This window comes from Achromobacter sp. UMC46 (assembly GCF_014170335.1).
Lineage (GTDB): Bacteria > Pseudomonadota > Gammaproteobacteria > Burkholderiales > Burkholderiaceae_B > Achromobacter.
In genome coordinates, this window is record NZ_LZZS01000014.1 from 69898 (window position 1) to 89814 (window position 19917).

Genomic DNA, 19917 nt, shown 5'->3' on the forward strand with positions numbered 1-19917 from the left:
CCAGCAGTTAACGGTGGGGGCGCATTGCTCGTGTGCTGCGTGTTTCGCCGCGCTGCTTTTATGGATTGCTTGTGGCACACGCGCCCGCCAGAATGACGGAGAATAGCAGCAAATGCTTACACACGCATAGCGTGCCGATCCCCGGCCTACGCCCTGAAAAAACGCCCTTGTCCATGTCGGTCGCCCTTCTGGTTTTCCCTGATTTTTTGCTGGTCGCGCTAGGTTGGGCGCTACGTCACAAACTGGGTTTTTCACGCGAGTTCTTCGCGGGCACCGAACGCCTCGTCTACTTCGTGCTGTTCCCCGCCCTGCTGTTCCAATCCATCTTGCGCACCCCCATCACGGCGGGCAACGCAGCCCTGCTGCTGCAGGCCACCGCGGCGGTCGTGGCGGCCGGCGTGGCGCTGGCCTGGCTGGCGGGCCTGGTGCTGCGGCCCTCGTCGCTGGGGCTGGCCTCGTCCGCGCAGTGCGGCTACCGCTTCAACACGTATATCGGCCTGGCGCTGTCGGCCAGCCTGGCGGGGTCGCAGGGCCAGACGGTGATGGCGCTGATCATCGGCTTTGCCGTGCCCATGGCCAACGTCGCGGCGGTCTACGGGCTGGCGCGCCACAACGGCGGCAACCTGCTGCGCGAGCTGGCGCGCAATCCGCTGGTCGTGTCCACGCTGCTGGGCCTGGCCTGCAACCTGGCGGGGCTGCACCTGCCCGGCCCGGTCGATACGGTGCTGGCGCGGCTGGGCGCAGCCGCCATCGCGCTGGGCATCCTCTGCGTGGGCGCCAGCCTGGCCTGGGAAGGCGGCAAGGGCTATGGCGCGCTGATCGCGTGGATGCTGGGCGTCAAGCTCGTAGCGCTGCCCGCCGTGGCGCTGCTGGTGGCGCACCTGCTGGGCCTGGCGCCGCTGGAAGCGCGGATGCTGCTGCTGTTCGCCGCCCTGCCCACCGCGTCCGCCGCCTACGTACTGGCGATGCGCATGGGCGGCGACGGCCGCATGGTGGCGGTGCTGATCTCGCTGGGCACGCTGTTCTCGGCCGCCACGATCCCGATGTGGCTGCTGCTTTCCGGACACGCCTGATCCGGCGACCTTCCGCGCCGATAAAAAATGGCCGCCCATCGGGCGGCCATTTTCATTTCGGCGCGGCCGCTTACGACGGCTTGTGCGCGTTGGTCATGGCGCCCGGCACCACCCATTCGGCGAACTGCGCCTCGGTCACATAGCCCAGCGCCAGCGCCGATTCCTTCAGCGACAGCCCTTCCTTATGCGCCTTCTTGGCGATCTGCGCGGCCTTGTCATAGCCGATGTGCGGATTCAGCGCCGTCACCAGCATCAGCGAACGGTCAACGAGTTCCGCGATGCGCTCGTGATTGGGTTCGATGCCGGCTGCGCAATGCGCATTGAAGCTGGCCATGCCGTCGGTCAGCAGGCGCACGGATTGCAGGAAATTGTGGATCACCAGCGGCTTGAACACGTTCAGTTCGAAGTTTCCGCTGGCCCCGCCGATGTTGATGGCCACGTCGTTGCCCAGCACTTGCGCGGCCAGCATCGTGATGGCTTCGCACTGCGTCGGGTTGACCTTGCCCGGCATGATCGAGCTGCCCGGTTCGTTCTCAGGGATGCTGATCTCGCCCAGGCCCGAACGCGGGCCGCTGGACAGCCAGCGCACGTCGTTGGCGATCTTCATCAGGCCGGCGGCCAGCGCCTTCAAGGCGCCGTGCGCGAACAGCAGCGCTTCGTGGGACGCCAAGGCCTGGAACTTGTTGGGGGCCGACACGAAGGCCGTGCCGGTGGCATGCGCCAGGTCGGCGGATACCTTGACGCTGAACTGCGGGTGCGCGTTCAGGCCGGTGCCGACCGCGGTGCCGCCGATGGCCAACTGGTGCAGGCCGGCAAGCGTGGCGCGGATCTGCTGTTCGGCCAGGTCCAGCTGCGCGACGTAGCCCGAGAGTTCCTGGCCCAGCGTCAGCGGCGTCGCGTCCTGCAAGTGGGTGCGGCCGATCTTCACGATGTCGTAGAACTCGGCGCTCTTGGCCGCGAGGGTCGCACGCAGCGCCTTCAGCGACGGCAGCAGGTGGTGCTCGACCTCGACGGCGGCAGCCACGTGCATGGCGGTCGGGAACGTGTCGTTGGACGATTGGCCGCGGTTGACGTGGTCGTTCGGGTGCACCTTGCGCGCTTCGCCGCGCACGCCGCCCAGCAGCTCCGAGGCGCGGTTGGCCAGCACCTCGTTCATGTTCATGTTGCTTTGCGTGCCCGACCCGGTCTGCCAGACGGACAGCGGGAATTCGTTGGGCCATTTGCCGGCGATGACTTCGTCGGCGGCGCGCATGATGCCGTCGGCGATCTTCGGATCCAGCTCACCCAGTTCGGCGTTGACCTTGGCGGCCGCGCGCTTCAATCGCGCCATCGCATTGACCAGGGGAACAGGCATCTTCTCGGTGGAAATCGCGAAAAAATGCAGCGAACGTTGCGTTTGGGCGCCCCAGAGGTGATCCTCGGGGACTTCGATGGGCCCAAACGTGTCTTTTTCGATGCGGGTCTTCATGGCGCTTACAACTCCGTGGCGGCGTCAGTCGCGCCCGGCGGCACCCGCCAGGCGCAACATATTGAGAATAGCAATCACTTAATAGGTTAGCAGAAACCCGCATTCCTATAATTGCTGAAATCCGTGTTCCCTCCACCGTTTTTTACCACTCGCCCAGCGCCATGTCCGCCCCTCTTTGCAGCCTGACCTTGCACCTGCCCGACGAAGCCGCCACGGAATCGCTGGCGCGGCAGCTCGCCCCCTTGGTTTCCGGGGGCAAAACCGGCCCGGCAGGCGCTTGCATCCACCTTCAAGGAGACCTCGGGGCAGGAAAAACGGCCTTCACCAGGGCATTGTTGCGGGAATGCGGCATCACAGGCCGAATCAAAAGTCCTAGCTACGCGCTGCTTGAATCCTATAAAGTTTCTAACTTATACTTCTATCATCTTGATTTTTATAGATTTAGTGATTCGCGCGAATGGTTGGACGCAGGATTCCGGGATTTACTGCGTGACGATGCGGTCGTTTTGATCGAATGGCCGGAGCGGGCGGAGGGTCTTTTGCCCCCGCCCGACCTGCTGATTTCCCTCGCTTATGCCGGCGAGGGACGCGACGCCACCCTGACCGCGAACACCGCTCGAGGACAAACATGGTTGAACGCGATTGTCCCCCCGCCCAAGACGGCGCCCTTCCCTCGGCAGGCGCCACCCGGCGCCGCCTGATCAGCGTCGCTGCCACGCTGCTCGTCCTGCCGGTGCTGCCGCGCCTGGCGCACGCTGCGACGATCCTGGCCGTCCGTACCTGGCCGGCCGACGAATACACCCGGGTCACGCTTGAGCTCGACAGCGAGCTCAAGGCCGAACAGTTCACGCTTGAAAACCCCCACCGCCTGGTGGTGGATATTGAGGGACTGACCATCAGCGCGGCCCTGAACGACCTGGTTTCCAAGGTCCGGCCCGACGACCCCTACATCCAGAGCCTGCGCGTGGCGCAGAACCGCCCGAACGTCGTGCGGCTGGTGTTCGACCTGAAGCAGCCCGTGGCGCCCCAGGTGTTCACGCTGAAACCCGTGGCGGACTACCAATACCGCCTGGTGCTGGACTTGTACCCGAAGGTCGCCCAGGACCCGCTGGTGGCGATCCTGAACAAAAGCGGCGCCGACGCGGATGATCCGCTGGCGCGCATCCTGGAAGACATCCAGCGCAATCCGGCCACCCGCGCCGATCCGCCCGAACCGCCCCGCGTGAAAGGCCAGCAGCCGGCCCCGCCGCTGCCCACGGCGCCCAAGTCGCCCCCCGCCACCGCCGGCCGCGGCAAACAGCGCATGGTCACCATCGCGCTGGATCCTGGCCACGGCGGCGAAGACCCGGGCGCCATCGGCAGCAGCGGACTGCGCGAAAAAGACGTGGTGCTGCGCATCGCCCGGCGCCTGAAAGCGCTGATCGACAGCCAGCCCTACATGCGCGCCTACCTGACGCGCGACGACGACTACTTCGTGCCGCTGCATGTGCGCGTGCAGAAGGCGCGCCGCGTCCACGCGGACCTGTTCATCTCGATCCACGCGGACGCCTGGGTCAAGCCGTCGGCCAACGGCTCGTCGGTGTTCGCGCTGTCGCAGCGCGGCGCCACCAGCGCGCAGGCGCGCTGGATGGCCGACAAGGAAAACGCGGCCGACCTGATCGGCGGCGTCAACCTGGGCAGCCACGACCGCCAGGTAGCCAAGGTGCTGCTGGACCTGTCCACCACCGCGCAGATCAATGATTCGCTGAAGGTCGGCAACGCCTTCCTGGACGAAATCAAGAAGATCAACCGCCTGCACAAGAACAGCGTCGAACAGGCCGGCTTCGCGGTGCTGAAGGCGCCGGACATCCCGTCCGTGCTGGTCGAGACCGCGTTCATCAGCAATCCCCAGGAAGAGGCCCTGCTGCGCAGCAACGCGCACCAGGACAAGCTGGCGCAAGCCATGATGACCGGCATCCAGCGCTACTTCACCGCCAACCCGCCGCTGGCGCGGCTCGACGTCAGCTGAGCGCCGGCGTAAAAAAGGGGCGATGCGCGTACCCGCGCATCGCCCCTTTTTCTTGCCCGCGCGCCTATGCGCTCAGGCGCGGCGCGACTTGATCAGTTTGAACACGCCCGCGCCTATCACGGGCACGATCGCCGCGGCCAGGCCCAGCAGCACGATGGTGTTCAGGTGTTCGCGCACCAGCGGGATGTTGCCGAAGAAATAGCCGGCTGCGACCAGGCTGATGACCCACAGCAGCGCGCCCAGGACGTTGAACAGCTGGAAGCGCGACATCGACATGTCGGCCACGCCGGCCACGAAGGGCGCGAAGGTCCGCACGACGGGGATGAAGCGCGACATGACGATGGTCTTGCCCCCGTGCTTTTCATAGAACGCGTGCGTGCGCATCAGCGCGCCCCGGTCCAGGAAGCGCAGGTTCATCGAAAACACGCGCGGCCCGATGTAGCGGCCTATCATGTAGTTCAGCGTATTGCCGGAAATCGCCGCGACGATCAGCAGCACCGCCATCATGACCGGATCGATATGCCCGGTGGCGCCGAACGCGCCGGCGATGAACAACAGCGAATCGCCGGGCAGGAAAGGCAGGACGACCAGCCCCGTCTCCGCGAAGACGATCAAGAACAGCACCAGGTACACCCACACGCCGTATTGCGCGACCCAGACGCCCAGCGTCTTGTCGATGTGGAGCACCATATTGAAGAATTCAAGCATTCAGCAGCCCGGAAGTCATAAGAGGGTTAGACCCCAGCGACTATAGCCGACCAGGCCATGGCGCTAAAATCATCCACACAGCCTCACCAGACCTTTAGCCTAATGACTGAACGCCGTTCCATCCTTGCGCTTCCCGACCTGCTCATCAGCCAGATCGCCGCCGGCGAGGTGATCGAGCGCCCCGCCTCCGTCCTCAAGGAAATCCTTGAGAACGCGATCGACGCGGGCGGCCGCGCCATCGAAGTGCGCCTGGAAGGCGGCGGCATCCGCCGAATCGCCGTCACGGACGACGGCGGCGGCATTCCCCCCGACGAATTGCCGCTGGCCCTGGCGCGCCACGCCACCAGCAAGATCCGGTCGCTGAACGAACTGGAATCCGTGGCATCGATGGGATTCCGCGGTGAAGCGCTGGCCTCGATCGCCTCGGTGGCCCAGGTCACGATCATTTCCCGCACCCGCGACGGTGAGCACGCCTGGCAGATTGACGCCGGCAGCATGCAGGTCAGCCCCGCCTCGGGCCCGCCGGGCACCACCGTGGACGTGCGCCAGCTGTTCGACGCGGTGCCGGCCCGGCGCAAGTTCCTGCGCTCCGAGGCCACGGAATTCGGCCACTGCGTCGACGCGATGGAACGCATCGCGCTGGCGCACCCGCAGATCGCGTTCCGCCTGTTCCACCACGACCGCGCACAACGCCAATGGCTGCCGGCCGAGCCGCCGCAGCGCATCCGCGACGTGCTGGGCGCCGAATTCGCCGAGCACGGCCTGCTGCTGTCGCACGCGGTCGGCACGGTCAGCCTGGCCGGCATGATCACCCGCCCGACGGCCGCGCGCGCCCGCGCCGACCGCCAGTACCTGTACGTAAACGGCCGCTATGTGCGCGACCGCACCGTCAGCCATGCGCTGCGCGCCGCCTACGCGGATGTGCTGCATGGCGACCGCCAGCCGGCCTACGTGCTGTTCCTGGACATCGACCCCGCCGCCGTGGACGTGAACGTGCACCCGGCCAAACACGAAGTCCGGTTCCGCGACAGCGGCGCCGTGCACCGCTTCGTGTCGCACGCGGTCGGCCAGACCTTGGCGCAGACGGGTGGATCGTCGGCAGTCGCGCCCGCCGCGCAAGGCGACACGGACGACGGCGGTTTCGAGACCGTCGCGCAGGCCGCCGCGCCCCCCGCTTCCTCCGCCGCCGCCCCGTCCACGGGCAACGCGCACGACGCGCCCGCCGCCGTCCCCGCACGCCAGGCGGAGACGCCCCGGCCAGGCTATTCCGGCGGCAATGCCGGCAGCAACGCGACCTATGGCCTGCGCCCGTCGCCGGCCCCGCAGCGCGCGCATACCCAGGTGCCGTTCCGCCTGCACGCCGAACCCGCCGGCATTCCGGCGGCCGACTGGCAATCGCTGTATCGCCCGCTGACCGACGACACGGCCGCCAAGGTCACGCCCGTGCGCGAGCCCAGCCCCGTAGCCGGCATGCCGGCCGGCGAAGAGCATCCGCTGGGCATGGCGCTTGCGCAGTTGCACGGCATCTACATCCTGGCGCAGAACCGCCGCGGCATGGTGCTGGTGGACATGCACGCCGCCCATGAACGCGTCGTGTACGAACAGCTGAAACAGGCGCTGGACGCGCGCAGCCTGCCCCGCCAGGACCTGCTGGTGCCGGTGGTGTTCCACGCCCAGGAGAAGGACGTGGCCATCGTCGAGGAATTCGAGACCCAACTGGCCGACCTGGGCTTCGAGATGCGCCCGTCGGGCCCCACGTCGATCGCCGTGCGCTCCGTGCCGGCCATCCTGGCGCGTGGCGACATCGAGACCCTGGCCCGCGCCGTGCTGCGCGACCTGGGCGCCGTGGGCGTGTCGCGCCTGCTGACGGAGCAACGCAACGAACTGCTGTCCACCATGGCCTGCCACGGCTCCGTGCGCGCCAACCGCAAGCTGACCATCGAAGAGATGAACGGCCTGCTGCGCCAGATGGAATCGACCGAAAGGGCCGATCAATGCAACCACGGCCGCCCGACCTGGGTGCAGTGGTCGGTGTCGGACCTGGACAAGCTCTTTTTGCGCGGACAATAAGTTTGCCGTCTTCCTCCTCCCCCGATACGCCGCTGGTGATCTGCCTGGCCGGCCCCACCGCGGCCGGCAAGAGCGCCTCCACGCTGGCGCTGGCCGAGCGCTGGCCGATGGAAATCGTCAACGTCGATTCGGCCACGATCTACCGCGGCCTGGACATCGGCACGGCCAAGCCGTCGCCCGAAGAACAGGCCCGCGTGCCGCAGCACCTGCTGGACATCCTGGACCCGGCGCAGTCGTACTCGGCCGCCGAATTCCGCGCCGACGCGCTGCGCCTGATCGGCGAGATCCGGGCGCGCGGCCGCATCCCGCTGCTGGCCGGCGGCACCATGATGTATTACAAGGCCCTGCGCGACGGCCTGGACGACCTGCCCCAGGCCGATCCCGCCCTGCGCGCCGAGCTCGAAGCCCGCGCGGCCCGGCAGGGCTGGGCCGCGCTGCATGCGGAGCTTGCGGTGCTGGACCCCATCACGGCCGCCCGCCTGGCGCCCAACGACAGCCAGCGCATTCAGCGCGCGCTGGAAATCTGCCAGTTGACGGGCCAGCCCATGTCGGCGCTGCTGCAGCGCGGGCAGCGCAAGCCCGACGACGACGCCAACCAGTACCTGACCATCAGCCTGGAGCCCTCCGACCGCGCCGCCTTGCATGCGCGCATCGAACAGCGCTTTGACGCGATGCTGGCCCGCGGGCTGCTGGACGAGGTCCGTGGCTTGCGCGCCCGGCCCGACCTGCATCCTGGCCTGCCTTCCGTGCGTTGCGTGGGCTACCGGCAGATGTGGGCGCATCTGGACGGCGAGATCGACCTGGATACCGCCCGCGAACAAGGCATCGCGGCCACGCGCCAGCTGGCCAAGCGCCAGATCACGTGGCTGCGGGCCCAGCCCGAGCGCGTCATCGTGGATTGCCTGACCGCGGACGCCGTCCCGCAGACGATCGACGCCGTGGCGATGGCCTTGGCCGGAAAGCCCTAGCCGTCCCGCCACAACGGGAACGGCCGAAAAAAACCCGCCGATGGCGGGTTTTCTTTTGACTACGGGCGCTTACACCACGAAGGTCTGCGCCATGCCTTCCGTCTGCTCGACGATTTCGCCGATCTTGTTGACGGTTTCGCCTTGTTCACGCAGCGTCGCGGCGATGGCGTCGGCCTGAGCCGCGTCCACCACCAGCACCATGCCGATGCCGCAGTTGAAGACGCGGTGCATTTCGGTGTCTTCCACGCCGCCTTGCTCTTGCAGCCACTGGAACAGCTTGGGCATTTCCCAGCCGTCGCGGTGCAGCTTGGCCGACAGGCCGGGCTGCAGGATGCGCGGCACGTTGTCCAGCAGGCCGCCGCCGGTGATGTGGGCCAGGCCCTTGATGCGGGTGCCGTGCTTGGCCAATGCGGCCAGCACTTGCTTGACGTAGATGCGCGTGGGCGCCATCACGACGTCGACCAGCGGCTGGCCGTGGAAGTCGTCGGTGGGCTTGGCGTTGGCGCGTTCCAGGATCTTGCGCACCAGCGAATAGCCGTTGGAATGCGCGCCGCTGGACGCCAGGCCCAGCACCACGTCGCCCGGCTTGATGGACTTGCCGTCGATGATCGCGGACTTTTCCACCGCGCCCACCGCGAAACCGGCCAGGTCGTATTCGCCGTCCGGGTACATGCCCGGCATTTCAGCGGTTTCGCCGCCGATCAACGCGCAACCCGACAATTCGCAGCCCTTGGCAATGCCGCCCACCACCGACGCCGCCGTGTCCACCGAAAGCTTGCCGCAGGCGAAATAGTCCAGGAAGAACAGGGGCTCGGCGCCCTGGACCAGGATATCGTTGACGCTCATGGCGACGAGGTCGATGCCGACCGTGTCGTGGCGGTTCCACTCGAACGCCAGGCGCAGCTTGGTGCCCACGCCGTCGGTGCCCGACACCAGCACGGGCTCGTTGTACTTCTTCGGCACTTCAAACAGCGCGCCAAAGCCGCCGATACCGGCCAGCACCCCGGGGCGCATGGTGCGCGCGGCGAGGGGTTTGATACGGTCGACCAGGGCGTCGCCCGCGTCGATGTCGACACCGGCATCGCGGTAGGTCAAGGGGGCTTTAGGTTGATTCGTCATGAGAAATGCCGTGGGGTATGTAACAATTGCTGGGAATTTGGTCGAATGCCCTGCATTTTACGTTGTTGCGGGCCTGAGCAGGGTTCACGCCGGCCGGGCTCGGCGATTGCGGCGGAAGCCGGCCGGGCCGGCTGACGGGCAAAAATGGCGCAAACCCAAGCCAGACAAAGCGCTTCGGCGCGACACCATCCACCCAGGTGGTTTAAAGTGTTGGGTTGGCCGGTATGGATTTTGCCAGTTTCTGGCGGGTTAATCTTGCGCCGGCCCGTTGTATCACCGTTTTTTGGCTTTTCCGGCAACACCGGCATGTCCTCGCGACGCTGCAAGCCTGATCGATAACTCTCATGAACCGCCAGCTGCTGCTCGACGTTCTTCCCGCGCCAGCGCCATCGCTGAACAACTATATCGCCGGCCCCAACGGGGAAGCGCTGGCAGCCGTGCGCGCGCTCGATCCGGGCCGTGCCCTGTATATCTGGGGCGCCGCGGGCTGCGGCCGCACCCATCTGCTGCGCGCGCTGACCGCACGCCCCGACGCCGTCTTCGTCGATCCCGCCAAAGGCGAGATGATGCTGCGCCGCCTGGCCGAAGCCGATTCCAAGTCGCCCATGCCCAAGTTCGTGGCGGTGGACGACGTGCACCGCATGGACGACAGCCGCCAGGCCGCCCTGTTTGCGCTGTACAACCGCTGGCGCGAATCCGCCGCCACGGGCCGCGCGTTTGCACTGGCCCTGGCCGGCGACCGCGCCCCGCTGTCGATGCCGCTGCGCGAAGACCTCCGCACCCGCCTGGGCTGGGACCTGGTGTTCCGCCTGGACCCGCTGTCGGACGCCGACAAGCTGGCCGCGCTGTCCGCCCAGGCCGCCGAGCGCGGCATGCATCTGGCGCCCGACATCATCAACTGGATGTTGATCCACCACGAACGCGACATTCGCAAACTGGCCGCGCTGCTCGACGCGCTGGACCGCTATTCCCTGGCCACCGGCCGCCCCATCACCCTGCCCCTGCTGCGGGCCATGCTCGCAGACCCTGATTCGCAACGCACATGACCACCCGACGTCTCGCCCTGTTCGACCTGGATCACACCCTGCTGCCGCTGGATAGCGACTACCAGTGGGCCGACTATCTGGCACGCACGGGCCGCGCGGGGGACCCCGACATCGCCCGCCGCCAGAACGACGACCTGATGGACCGCTACAACCGAGGCGAACTCACCGCCGAGCAGGCCGCCGAGTTCATGCTCGGCCTGCTGGCGGCGCATTCGCCTTACGACCTGGCGGACTGGCATGAGGAATTCATGCGCGAAGTCATCCGCCCGTCCATCACCGCCGATGCCCGCGAACTGGTGCAATCCCACCTGGACGCCGGCGACCTGTGCGCCATCGTCACCGCCACCAACAGCTTCGTCACCGCCCCCATCGCGCGCGCCTTTGGCGTGCCGCACCTGGTGGCCACCGATGCCGAATACCTGCGCGGCCGCTACACCGGCCGGATCCTGGGCACGCCCAGTTTCAAGGAAGGCAAAGTGGTGCGCGTGAACGATTGGCTGGCCAATATGGGCCTGGGGCTTGCGGATTTCCCCGAATCGTTTTTCTATAGCGATTCGGTCAATGATGTACCACTGCTCGAAAAGGTGACCCGTCCGATCGCCGCCAACCCCAGCCCGACCCTGCGCAATATCGCCCAGGAACGCGGCTGGCAAGTGATCGACTTGTTCGACCACATGGAAGATTCGAAGTCCTAAATGATCACTGAAACCATAAAAAAATTCGTCGGCCGCTTGTTCGCGCCGGCACCCCGGGGGCCGTTGCGCATCGAGCGCGACAAGCACGGCATCGACCGCCGTAACGTTTCGCGCCATGCCATCAAGGTCTGCGAAGTCCTGCGCCAGCACGGCTACGAAGCCTATATCGTCGGCGGCGCCGTGCGCGACCTGATCGTGGGCCTGGAGCCCAAGGACTTCGACGTGGCCACCAACGCCACGCCCGAACAGATCCGCCCGCTGTTCCGCCGCGCCCGCATCATCGGCCGCCGCTTCCAGCTGGTGCACGTGGTGTTCGGTCAGGAGATCATCGAAACCTCCACCTTCCGCGCCCCCGCCTCGGAAGACCAGGAGACCGACGAGCACGGCCGCATCCTGCGCGACAACGTGTTCGGTTCGCAGGAAGAAGATGCCAAGCGGCGCGACTTCACGATGAACGCGCTGTACTACGACCCGCACAACGAGGAAGTCATCGACTACCACAATGGCGTGGCCGACTTGAAGAAGCGCCAGGTTCGCATCATCGGCGACCCGGTCAAGCGCTACCGCGAAGACCCCGTGCGCATGCTGCGCGCGGTGCGTTTCGCCGCCAAGCTCAACGGCACGATCGACCCGGCCACGCGCCAGCCCATCAGCACCATGGCCGAGCTCATCGAAAACGTGCCGGCCTCGCGCCTGTTCGACGAAATGCTCAAGCTGCTGACCTGCGGCCACGCGATGGACTGCCTGCGCCAGCTGCGCGCGGACGGCCTGCACAACGGCCTCTTGCCGTTGCTGGACGTGGTATTGGAACAGCCCGGCGGCGAACACTTCGTCGAACTGGCGCTGGAACGCACCGATGCCCGCGTGCGCGCCGGCAAGACCATCAGCCCCAGCTTCCTGTTCGCCGCCCTGCTGTGGCAGCAGGTGGACGTGCGCTGGAAGCAGCTGCGCGCGCAAGGCGAACACACCATCCCCGCGTTGTCGCAAGCCGCCGATTCCGTGCTGGACGAGCAGACCGAGAAACTGGCCATCCAGCGCCGCTTCTCGTCCGACATGCGCGAGATCTGGTTCATGCAGCCGCGTTTCGAACGCCGCATGGGCAAGACCATCTTCCGCATGATCGAACAGCCGCGCTTCCGCGCCGCGTGCGACTTCCTGCAGCTGCGCGCCGCCGCCGGCGAGTTCGACAGCGTGCTGGCGCAATGGTGGATGGACCTGGCCAACGCCGACGACGTCACCCGCGCCGACATGATCGAAGAAGTCTCGCGCCTGCCGCGCGAAGCCGGCGACGGCGGTGGTGGTGGCGGCTTTGGCGCCCCGCCGGCCTCGACGTCCCCGCGCAAGCGCCGCCGTCCGCGCCGCTCGGCGCCGCGCGGCCCCGCCAGCGCTGAATAACACCGTGCCGCCCGCCATGGTCCGCGCCTATATCGGCCTGGGCGCCAACCTGGGCGACAGCGCGGCCACCTTGCGCCGCGTGCTGGCCGAACTGCAAGCCATCGACGGCATCGCCGCGGTGACCGCATCGCCGTTCTACCGCAGCGCGCCGGTGGATGCCACCGGCCCTGATTTCGTGAACGCCGTGGCGGCGCTGGACACTGTCCTGCCGCCACTGGCCTTGCTGGATGCGCTGCAAGCGCTGGAAAACCGCCACGGCCGCCTGCGCCCCTACAAGAACGCCCCGCGCACGCTGGACCTGGACCTGCTGGCGTATGGCGATACGCAACTGGATCACGAACGGCTGATCCTGCCGCACCCCCGCATGCACCTGCGCGCCTTCGTATTGCTGCCGCTGCGTGACCTGGCGCCGGACATGACGGTGCAGGGCAAGCCGATCGGCGAATGGATCGACGCGATCCCCGATCAGCCCATCGAGCGGATCGCCGGCTAGCGCGGCCAGCCGCCGTGGTTCAGCCCTCAGTGCTTAGCCCTTGGCGTTCGGCTATCAGCCCTTGGCCGCGAACGCCATCATCGCCCGTTCCACGTCTTCGACTTTCGGCAGCCCGGCTTCGTTGCCCAGGTGCTGGATCTTGTGCGCGGACGCCGCCCGCGCAAACGTGAAATGCTCGGCCCAGGGCTGCTCCGGGCGGTTCAGGTAGGACCACACGTAGGCGCCATGGAACACGTCGCCCGCTCCCGAGGTATCCACGATGCGGTTGCCCGGCACGTCCAGCGACGGCAGCGTGTCGACGCGACCCGTCTCGTCGTACCAGAGCATGCCGCGCTCGCCCATCGTGACCGCGCCGATGCGGCAGCCCCGCGCCTTCAGCAGATCCAGCAGACCATGCGGCGTCAGGCCCAGCTGTTCGCACATGCGCTCCGCGCAGACGGCGACGTCGATATGGCGCAATAGCTCGTCGGTGTTCTCGCGCACCCCGCCGCCGTCCAGCGACGTCAGCACGCCCGCCTGCCGGCAGGCCCGCGCGTAGTGCAGCGCGGCGTCGGGCTGATGCCCGTCCAGATGCAACGCGCGATAGCCGCCGATGTCCAGCCGGGGGAATTCGTTCAGGTAGTCCACGTCGCGCGCGCGCACAATGGCGCGCTTGCCGTGGTTGGGCATGATGAAGGACAACGACGAGCGGCGCACATGGCGCGCATGCAGCGTCACGCCGTGCGCCGCAGCCATGTCCGTGTACATGTGCCCCAGCCAGTCGGGCGCCAGCGAGCAGATCAGGTCGGGCGGCGATCCCAGGCGCGCGCATGCGAACGCGGCCGTGACGGCGTTGCCGCCGAAGGACACCGCGTAGTCCCGCGCCACGCTCTTGTCGTCGCCCGTGGGCCATTCGTCGGCCAGCACGGTGACGTCGATGTAAGTGTGTCCGATGAAGAGCGCGTCGCTCATGGTGCAGCCTGTGATGAAGGAAAGAGACCCCGAGGATAGGCGATCTGCCCCGCCTATGCGCCCTGCTCTCCGGCTTGCGCCAGCACGATCCGGGCGCGCGCGATGACCGGCGCATCGACCATCTTGCCGTCCAGCATGAAGGTGCCCGCCGCGGTATCGCGGTGCGCGGCGACGACACGGCGCGCCCAGTCCAGTTCTTCTCGCGCGGGCACGAAGGCCGCGTGGATCACCGGCACCTGCGTGGGATGGATGCAAAGCATGCCGCCGAACCCCATTTGCTGGGCGCGGCCGGCCGCGTGCGCCAGCCCCGCCTGATTCTGGACGCCGGGGAACACGCCGTCGAGAGCGGGCGCAAGCCCGGCCGACCGGGTATGCAGCAGCACCTGCACCCGCGCATGGTCCAGCACGGTTTCCGCCCCGGGCGTGTCGGGCGTGAGGCCCATGTCCAGCCCGTAGTCCAGGCTGCCGAAGGCCAGCCGCGCCACCCCCGGGGTGGCCGCCACCTCGGCCGCGTTCAGCAGGCCGCGGGCGGTTTCGATGATGGGGATGACGGGCAGGCCCGTCTGGGCCACATGCCGCACCTGCGCCAGGTTTTCGGCCTTGGGCAGCAGGATGCCGGCCACGCCGGGCTGGCCCCGGCAGGCTTTCAAGTCGTCGTCGTGCCAGGACGTGGACGCGTCGTTGATGCGCACCCACAGGCGTGTCTGGCGATGCGTCCCCAGGAAGTCGCACAGGGATTCGCGGGCGGACGCCTTGGCCAGATGCTCGACCGCGTCTTCCAGGTCGACGATGACGGCGTCCGCGCCGGCGGCCAGCGCTTTGGGAATGCGCTCGGCGCGCGAAGCGGGCACGAACAGGGCGCTACGAACGACGGGATGCGTCACACGACCTCCGAGGCATGGAACTGCGCCACCTGATCCGGCGCGTATCCCAATGATGCTAGCACCGCATCCGTATTTTGGCCTACCGAAGGCACCGCGGCCATGCGCGGCGCAAAGGCGTTGCTGCTGGCCGGCGGCAGCAGCGCCGGCAGCGTGCCGGCGGGGCTGTCCACCTGGCTCCAGCGGGCGCGCGCCTGCAGTTGGGGGTGCGCCCAGACGCCCGCCATGTCGTTCACGCGGGCGTTGGCGATCTGCGCGTCCTCGAGACGCTGCGTGACCTGCGCGACGGACAGGTCGGAGAACGCCGCCACGATCAAGTCGCGCAAGGCGTCGCGGTTGGCGGTGCGCTGCGAATTCGACAGAAAGCGCGGGTCTTCGGCCAGGTCGGCCTGGCGCAGCACCTGGGCGCAGAACACGCGCCATTCGCGCTCGTTCTGCAAGCCCAGCATGATGGTGGACCCGTCGCCCACCGGGAACGGCCCGTAGGGGTAGATCGAGGCATGCGCGGCGCCGGCGCGCACGGGCGGTGCGGCGCCTTCGAACGCGTAATACATCGGAAAGCCCATCCACTCGACCATGCTTTCCAGCATGGACACGTCAAGCCGGCTGCCCAGCCCGGTTCGCTGGCGCAGCAGCAGGGCGTTCAGGATGGCGGAATAGGCGTACATGCCCGCGGCGATGTCGGCGATCGAACACCCCGCCTTGACGGGATCGTCCTTGGTGCCCGTGACCGACAGGAATCCGCTTTCGCTCTGGATCAGCAGGTCGTAGGCCTTCTTGTCCTGGTAGGGGCCGCCTTCGCCATAGCCCGAGATGTCGCACACGATCAGGCGCGGGTATTTCTTGTGCAGGGCGTCGAACGACAGCCCCAGCCGCGCGGCCGCGCCGGGCGCCAGGTTCTGCACCAGCACGTCCGCCGATTCCAGCAGGCGGTCCATGATGCCGCCGGCTTCGTCGCGCTTCAGGTCCAGCGTCAGGCTTTCCTTGGAGCGGTTGGTCCAGACGAAATGCGAGGACAGGCCGCGCACGCGTTCGTCGTAGCCCCGGGCGAAGTCGCCGCTGCCGGGGCGTTCTATCTTGATGACGCGCGCGCCCATGTCCGCCAGCTGGCGGGTGCAGAATGGCGCGGCGATGGCGTGTTCAAGGCTGACGACGGTGATGCCGTCCAAGGGGCGGGTGGCCTGCGTGCTCATTCGGTAAACCTCAGTTCGGCTTGGTGGGCCAGCGTGCCGTCCTGCTCGGCCCAAAGCTGGGCCAAGCCCGGCTCGGTCAAGCGGCCGGCCACGTGGAAGGGCGCGGGCGAAATCAGCGGACGCAGCCCGCGGTACGACAGGTGCGTCAGACGCGCCTTGGGATGGGCGCGGGAGAAGGCGGCCACCATCTCGGTAGCGATCAGCGGGCCATGCACGACCAGCCCGGGATAGCCTTCGGTGCCGGTCACGTACGGGTGGTCGTAATGGATGCGGTGGCCGTTGAAGGTCACCGCGGAATAGCGGAACAGCAGCACGGAGGTCGGATCGACGGTGTCGCGCCATTGCGCCTGGGGCGCGGGCTCGCTGCCCACGAGCTTCGGCGGCGACGGCTGGCGGTAGACGATGTCCTGCTCTTCCTGGATGACGATCTGGCCCGCCTGGTGGTATTCGTGGCGCACGGTCACGAACAGCAGCGCGCCGGTGCGGCCCGTCTTCTCTTTGACATCGGCGACGGTCGACACCCGCTCGGCCGGCACGCCGACCTTCAGCGGCTGGAGGAATTCCACCCGGCCGCCCGCCCACATGCGGTTGCGGTCCTGGGCCGGCGGCAGGAATCCGCCGCGCGACGGGTGCCCATCCGTCCCCAATCCGTCCATGCCCACCGTGCTGATGAAGAACGCCCATTGCCACAGGGGCGGCAGGGCGTCGCCCTGGCCCGGCGCCGCGCCGCCCAGCGTGGCCGCGATGCGCGCGGCATGGCCGGGGTCCATCGCGTCCGCCTTGCGTTCGCCGCTGCCGATCCAGCCTGCCGGATCTGTAGAAGTCATGCCGATATCCTTTGGTGGGGTTTTCTCAAGCTCAAGCATGCCCGCAAGCCGTCCCCGTTGTGAATTCGTTTTTCCTCAAGGCGGGGTTTGCGGCGCCTGAATCGACCGCCCATGCCCAGCCCCGACGCCGCGCGCCGTAATATATGCCCCATGCACTTCGACCTTGCCGACCTACGCCTGTTCATCCACATCGCGGAATCCCCCAGCCTGACCCAGGCGGCCAAACGGGCGCACTTGTCCCTGGCCGCAGTCAGCGTGCGGATCAAAGCGCTGGAGAACCAGCTCAACACCCGATTGCTGTACCGCGACAGCCGCGGCGTGGAAATCACGCCCGCCGGCCAGAAGCTGCTGCAGCACGCCCGCGTCATCATGCGGCAGGTAGACCACCTGAAACATGACTTCCAGGAGCAGTCCGACGGCGACGCCGGCCATATCCGGATCTTCGCCAACACCACGGCGGTCACCGAATTCATGCCGGACATCCTGGCGCAGTTCCTGTCGGGCCATCCGGGGGTCACGGTGGACCTGCAAGAACGCCTGACGCGCGACATCGTGCGCGGCGTGCTGGACGGCACGACCGACCTGGGCATCGTGGCGGGTCCGGTGGACGCGCCAGAACTGCAGACGATCCACTTCAGCACCGACCGCCTGGTGCTGGTGGTGCCCAACGGCCATCCCTTGCAGGACCAGGAAAAGGTCAAGCTGGTGGACGCCGTGCGCTATCCGTTCATCACCATGCACGAAGGTTCCACGCTGGTCGCCTTCCTGCGCGACCAGCTGGAGCGCGGCGGCCAGCGCCTGCCGCAACGCATCCAGCTCTACAGCTTCGATTCGATCTGCCGCATGGTGCAGGCCGGCGTCGGCATCGGCGTCATCCCCGATTCCGCCGCCCGCCGCTACGGCGCCGACACCAAGCTGCGCGTGGTGGAGCTGGACGAACCGTGGGTGGTCCGGGAACGCAAGCTGCTGGTGCGCGACATCGACGCCCTGCCCGGCTGCGCGCGCGAGCTCATCGAACAGATCCAGGTGCCACGGGCGCCTTGACGCCCGCGTCGCCTGCCTGCGAGGTCACGTGCCGGTGAACGCCGGCGGCCGCTTTTCAGCGAACGCGCGCATGCCTTCCAGGTAGTCGTCGGTGTAGCCCAGTTCACGCTGGTAGCGGCATTCCAGGTCGAACTGCTGCGCCAGCGTGTTGCCGCTGGACGCATGCAGCGCCGCCTTGGTCGCCGCATAGGCCCGCGTGGGCCCTGCCGCCAAGGTCGCCGTGACGTCCGACAGCGTGGCCGCCAGCGCATCGTCCGGCACCATGCGCCAGATCAAACCCCAGGATTCCGCCTGCCGGGCGCTGACTGCTTCGCCGAACAGCGCCGCCCCCATGGCGCGTGCCGAACCCACCAGCCGCGGCAGAAACCACGTGCCGCCCGCGTCGGGCAGCAGGCCGATCTTGCTGAACGCCTGGATGAAGCGCGCGGACTCCACCGCGAACACCACGTCGCACGCCAGCACCAGGCTGGCGCCCGCACCGGCCGCCACGCCGTTCATCACGCACACCACCGGCACGGGCAAGGCGCGCAGGCGAGTGATCAGCGGCCGGTAGCATTTCTCAAGGATCTGGCTCAGGTCGCGGCGCGAGCCGTCGTCGGCGGGCTTGCGCTCGGAGAGGTCCTGGCCGGCGCAAAAACCGCGGCCGGCCCCGGTGATGACCAGGCCGCGCAGGCCCGGATCGGCCTCCATGGCGTCCAGCGCGCGCGCCAGCTCGGCGTGCATGACTTCGGTGAAGCTGTTGAGCCGGTCGGGGCGGTTGAGCGTGATGACGCCCACGCCCTGCTCCAGCGTGAATCGGATCTGGGTATATTCGCCGTCCGCCGGCGGAGAGGATGCCGCTGCGCTCATGCCAGTTCCTCCAGTACGGCCAGTTGCTCGGCCGTGTCGCCCAGCAGCTGGTCCACGGCCGTCAGCCGCTTGAAATAGTCGCCCACGTCCAGTTCGTCCGTCATGCCCATGCCGCCGTGCAGTTGCACCGCCATCTGCGCCACCTGGCGCCCGGCGCGCGCGGCTTCCAGCTTGGCCGAGGCGATCATGCGGCGGCGCTGCGCGGCATCCGGCTCGGTCAAGGCGGCGACCGCCACATAGGCCATCGACAAGGCCAGTTCCTTGGCCACCAGCATTTCGGCCAGCCGGTGCTGCAAGGCCTGGAACGACGCCAGCGGCTGCCCGAACTGCTTGCGCGTCTTCAGGTAGTCGACCGTGATCTCCAGCAAGCGCTCCATGGCGCCCGCGGCATGCGCGCACAGCGCCGCCGTGCCCCATTGCAAGGCCTGCGCCAGCGCCTCGTCCGCCGCCGGCCCTTCGGCCAGCAGGGCGTCGGCAGGCAAGCCCACCGCGTCCAGGTCCAGCCGGGCGCATCGCGCGCCGTCCAGTGTAGGGGTGTCGGTGACGCGCACGCCGGCCGAATCGAACGGCACCGCCAGCAGCAGGGTCTGCCCATCGGCGCCCTGTGCGCTGACGAGCCATGCCGACGCTGCGGCGCCATGCCACACCAGATGCTTCGCGCCGTCCAGGCGCCAGCCTTCCGCCGTCTTGGCGGCACGGCACGCCTGCGGGTCGGTGTCGTAGCGGCGGCCGGGCTCCTGGTAGGCCACGCTGACGATGGCCTCGCCCGATGCGATGGCGGGCAGCCAGCGGCCGCGCACGGCGTCACCGCAGGCGTCCAGCAGCGCCGCGCCCATGACCGCGCTGGGGATGACGGGTTCGGACACCAGCCCGCGGCCCAGCTCCACATGCACCGGCAGCAGGCTGGCGGGCACTTCGCCGAATCCGCCGAAGTCCTGTGAAATCGTCAGGCCCAATACGCCCAGTTCGGCCAGCGCGCCCCAGGCCTTGGGGTCCAGCTTGCCGCTCGCCTGGCGGGCGCGGCGCTGGGGGTAGGTCCATGCCTGGTCGACCAGGCGGCGCAGGCTGTCGGCCAGCATGCGCTGTTCTTCGGTGTAGATGAAATCCATGCGTGTCTTCCTGTCGGATT

Annotated in this window: 19 protein-coding genes; 10 read left to right on the plus strand and 9 right to left on the minus strand. The window is 67.8% G+C overall.

The features are described 5' to 3' along the window. The first annotated feature begins 173 nt into the window (after positions 1-173). A complete protein-coding gene (locus tag A9973_RS13625) occupies positions 174-1073 on the plus strand; it encodes an AEC family transporter (protein WP_183014296.1) in 900 nt (299 codons plus the stop codon). Between the two features lie 70 nt (positions 1074-1143). On the opposite strand, the gene fumC is transcribed toward A9973_RS13625, so the two are convergent. Further along, positions 1144-2541: a class II fumarate hydratase gene (fumC, locus tag A9973_RS13630; protein ID WP_183014297.1), complete on the minus strand. Its 1398-nt coding sequence runs from the start codon at positions 2539-2541 to the stop codon at positions 1144-1146. Between the two features lie 161 nt (positions 2542-2702). Here fumC and tsaE point away from each other — a divergent pair, with 161 nt between their 5' ends. Both tsaE and A9973_RS13640 read left to right on the plus strand, forming a co-directional pair. Beyond that, positions 2703-3242 carry a tRNA (adenosine(37)-N6)-threonylcarbamoyltransferase complex ATPase subunit type 1 TsaE gene (tsaE, locus tag A9973_RS13635; protein ID WP_006226373.1) on the plus strand — a complete coding sequence of 180 codons (540 nt, stop codon included), beginning with the start codon at positions 2703-2705 and terminating at the stop codon, positions 3240-3242. After that, positions 3170-4549, plus strand: coding sequence for an N-acetylmuramoyl-L-alanine amidase (locus A9973_RS13640; protein WP_183014298.1), 1380 nt, complete (start codon positions 3170-3172; stop codon positions 4547-4549). The genes tsaE and A9973_RS13640 overlap by 73 nt, the downstream gene beginning before the upstream one ends. 72 nt (positions 4550-4621) lie before the next feature. Here A9973_RS13640 and A9973_RS13645 read toward each other — a convergent pair whose 3' ends face one another. Continuing rightward, positions 4622-5257, minus strand: a complete 636-nt coding sequence (locus tag A9973_RS13645; RefSeq protein WP_183014299.1) for a VTT domain-containing protein — start codon at positions 5255-5257, stop codon at positions 4622-4624. Positions 5258-5359: 102 nt separating this feature from the next. Between A9973_RS13645 and mutL the strand changes: the two genes are divergently transcribed. Together mutL and miaA are read left to right on the plus strand one after the other, a co-directional pair. Further along, complete coding sequence (mutL, locus tag A9973_RS13650; protein ID WP_183014300.1) at positions 5360-7327, plus strand: DNA mismatch repair endonuclease MutL; 1968 nt, start codon at positions 5360-5362, stop codon at positions 7325-7327. Positions 7328-7329: 2 nt separating this feature from the next. After that, positions 7330-8295 carry a tRNA (adenosine(37)-N6)-dimethylallyltransferase MiaA gene (gene miaA / locus A9973_RS13655; protein ID WP_183014301.1) on the plus strand — a complete coding sequence of 322 codons (966 nt, stop codon included), beginning with the start codon at positions 7330-7332 and terminating at the stop codon, positions 8293-8295. A 69-nt stretch (positions 8296-8364) separates the two neighbouring features. Here the strand turns inward: miaA and purM are convergent, their stop codons facing one another. Further along, positions 8365-9414, minus strand: a complete 1050-nt coding sequence (purM, locus tag A9973_RS13660) for a phosphoribosylformylglycinamidine cyclo-ligase (RefSeq protein WP_183014302.1) — start codon at positions 9412-9414, stop codon at positions 8365-8367. 344 nt (positions 9415-9758) lie between these two features. On the opposite strand from purM, the gene hda reads away from it, so the two are divergent. From hda to A9973_RS13680, 4 genes are read left to right on the plus strand one after another with little or no spacing between them, the layout of a single operon-like run. Then, positions 9759-10460, plus strand: coding sequence for a DnaA regulatory inactivator Hda (gene hda, locus A9973_RS13665; RefSeq protein WP_183014303.1), 702 nt, complete (start codon positions 9759-9761; stop codon positions 10458-10460). Beyond that, positions 10457-11155: an HAD family phosphatase gene (locus A9973_RS13670; protein WP_183014304.1), complete on the plus strand. Its 699-nt coding sequence runs from the start codon at positions 10457-10459 to the stop codon at positions 11153-11155. Before hda ends, A9973_RS13670 begins: the two co-directional genes overlap by 4 nt. Then, positions 11156-12550: a polynucleotide adenylyltransferase PcnB gene (gene pcnB / locus A9973_RS13675; RefSeq protein WP_183014305.1), complete on the plus strand. Its 1395-nt coding sequence runs from the start codon at positions 11156-11158 to the stop codon at positions 12548-12550. A gap of 16 nt (positions 12551-12566) precedes the next feature. Beyond that, a complete protein-coding gene (locus A9973_RS13680) occupies positions 12567-13043 on the plus strand; it encodes a 2-amino-4-hydroxy-6-hydroxymethyldihydropteridine diphosphokinase (protein ID WP_183014400.1) in 477 nt (158 codons plus the stop codon). A gap of 54 nt (positions 13044-13097) precedes the next feature. Here A9973_RS13680 and A9973_RS13685 read toward each other — a convergent pair whose 3' ends face one another. Genes A9973_RS13685 through A9973_RS13700 form a run of 4 tightly spaced genes read right to left on the minus strand, consistent with a single transcriptional unit; the run spans position 13098 to position 16895 of the window. Then, the gene (locus A9973_RS13685) at positions 13098-13994 is read right to left on the minus strand and encodes a sugar kinase (RefSeq protein ID WP_183014306.1); all 897 of its coding nucleotides are present in this window, start codon (positions 13992-13994) and stop codon (positions 13098-13100) included. 53 nt (positions 13995-14047) lie between these two features. After that, the gene (locus A9973_RS13690; protein WP_183014307.1) at positions 14048-14878 is read right to left on the minus strand and encodes a CoA ester lyase; all 831 of its coding nucleotides are present in this window, start codon (positions 14876-14878) and stop codon (positions 14048-14050) included. Then, positions 14875-16068, minus strand: a complete 1194-nt coding sequence (locus A9973_RS13695) for a CaiB/BaiF CoA-transferase family protein (protein WP_105555431.1) — start codon at positions 16066-16068, stop codon at positions 14875-14877. Before A9973_RS13695 ends, A9973_RS13690 begins: the two co-directional genes overlap by 4 nt. Further along, positions 16065-16895: a MaoC family dehydratase N-terminal domain-containing protein gene (locus A9973_RS13700; protein ID WP_183014308.1), complete on the minus strand. Its 831-nt coding sequence runs from the start codon at positions 16893-16895 to the stop codon at positions 16065-16067. Before A9973_RS13700 ends, A9973_RS13695 begins: the two co-directional genes overlap by 4 nt. A gap of 150 nt (positions 16896-17045) precedes the next feature. On the opposite strand from A9973_RS13700, the gene A9973_RS13705 reads away from it, so the two are divergent. Beyond that, complete coding sequence (locus A9973_RS13705; protein WP_105555433.1) at positions 17046-17939, plus strand: LysR family transcriptional regulator; 894 nt, start codon at positions 17046-17048, stop codon at positions 17937-17939. 24 nt (positions 17940-17963) lie between these two features. Here A9973_RS13705 and paaG read toward each other — a convergent pair whose 3' ends face one another. After that, positions 17964-18788, minus strand: a complete 825-nt coding sequence (paaG, locus tag A9973_RS13710) for a 2-(1,2-epoxy-1,2-dihydrophenyl)acetyl-CoA isomerase PaaG (RefSeq protein WP_183014309.1) — start codon at positions 18786-18788, stop codon at positions 17964-17966. Further along, complete coding sequence (locus A9973_RS13715; protein ID WP_183014310.1) at positions 18785-19897, minus strand: acyl-CoA dehydrogenase family protein; 1113 nt, start codon at positions 19895-19897, stop codon at positions 18785-18787. The genes paaG and A9973_RS13715 overlap by 4 nt, the downstream gene beginning before the upstream one ends. Between the last annotated feature and the right edge of the window lie 20 nt (positions 19898-19917).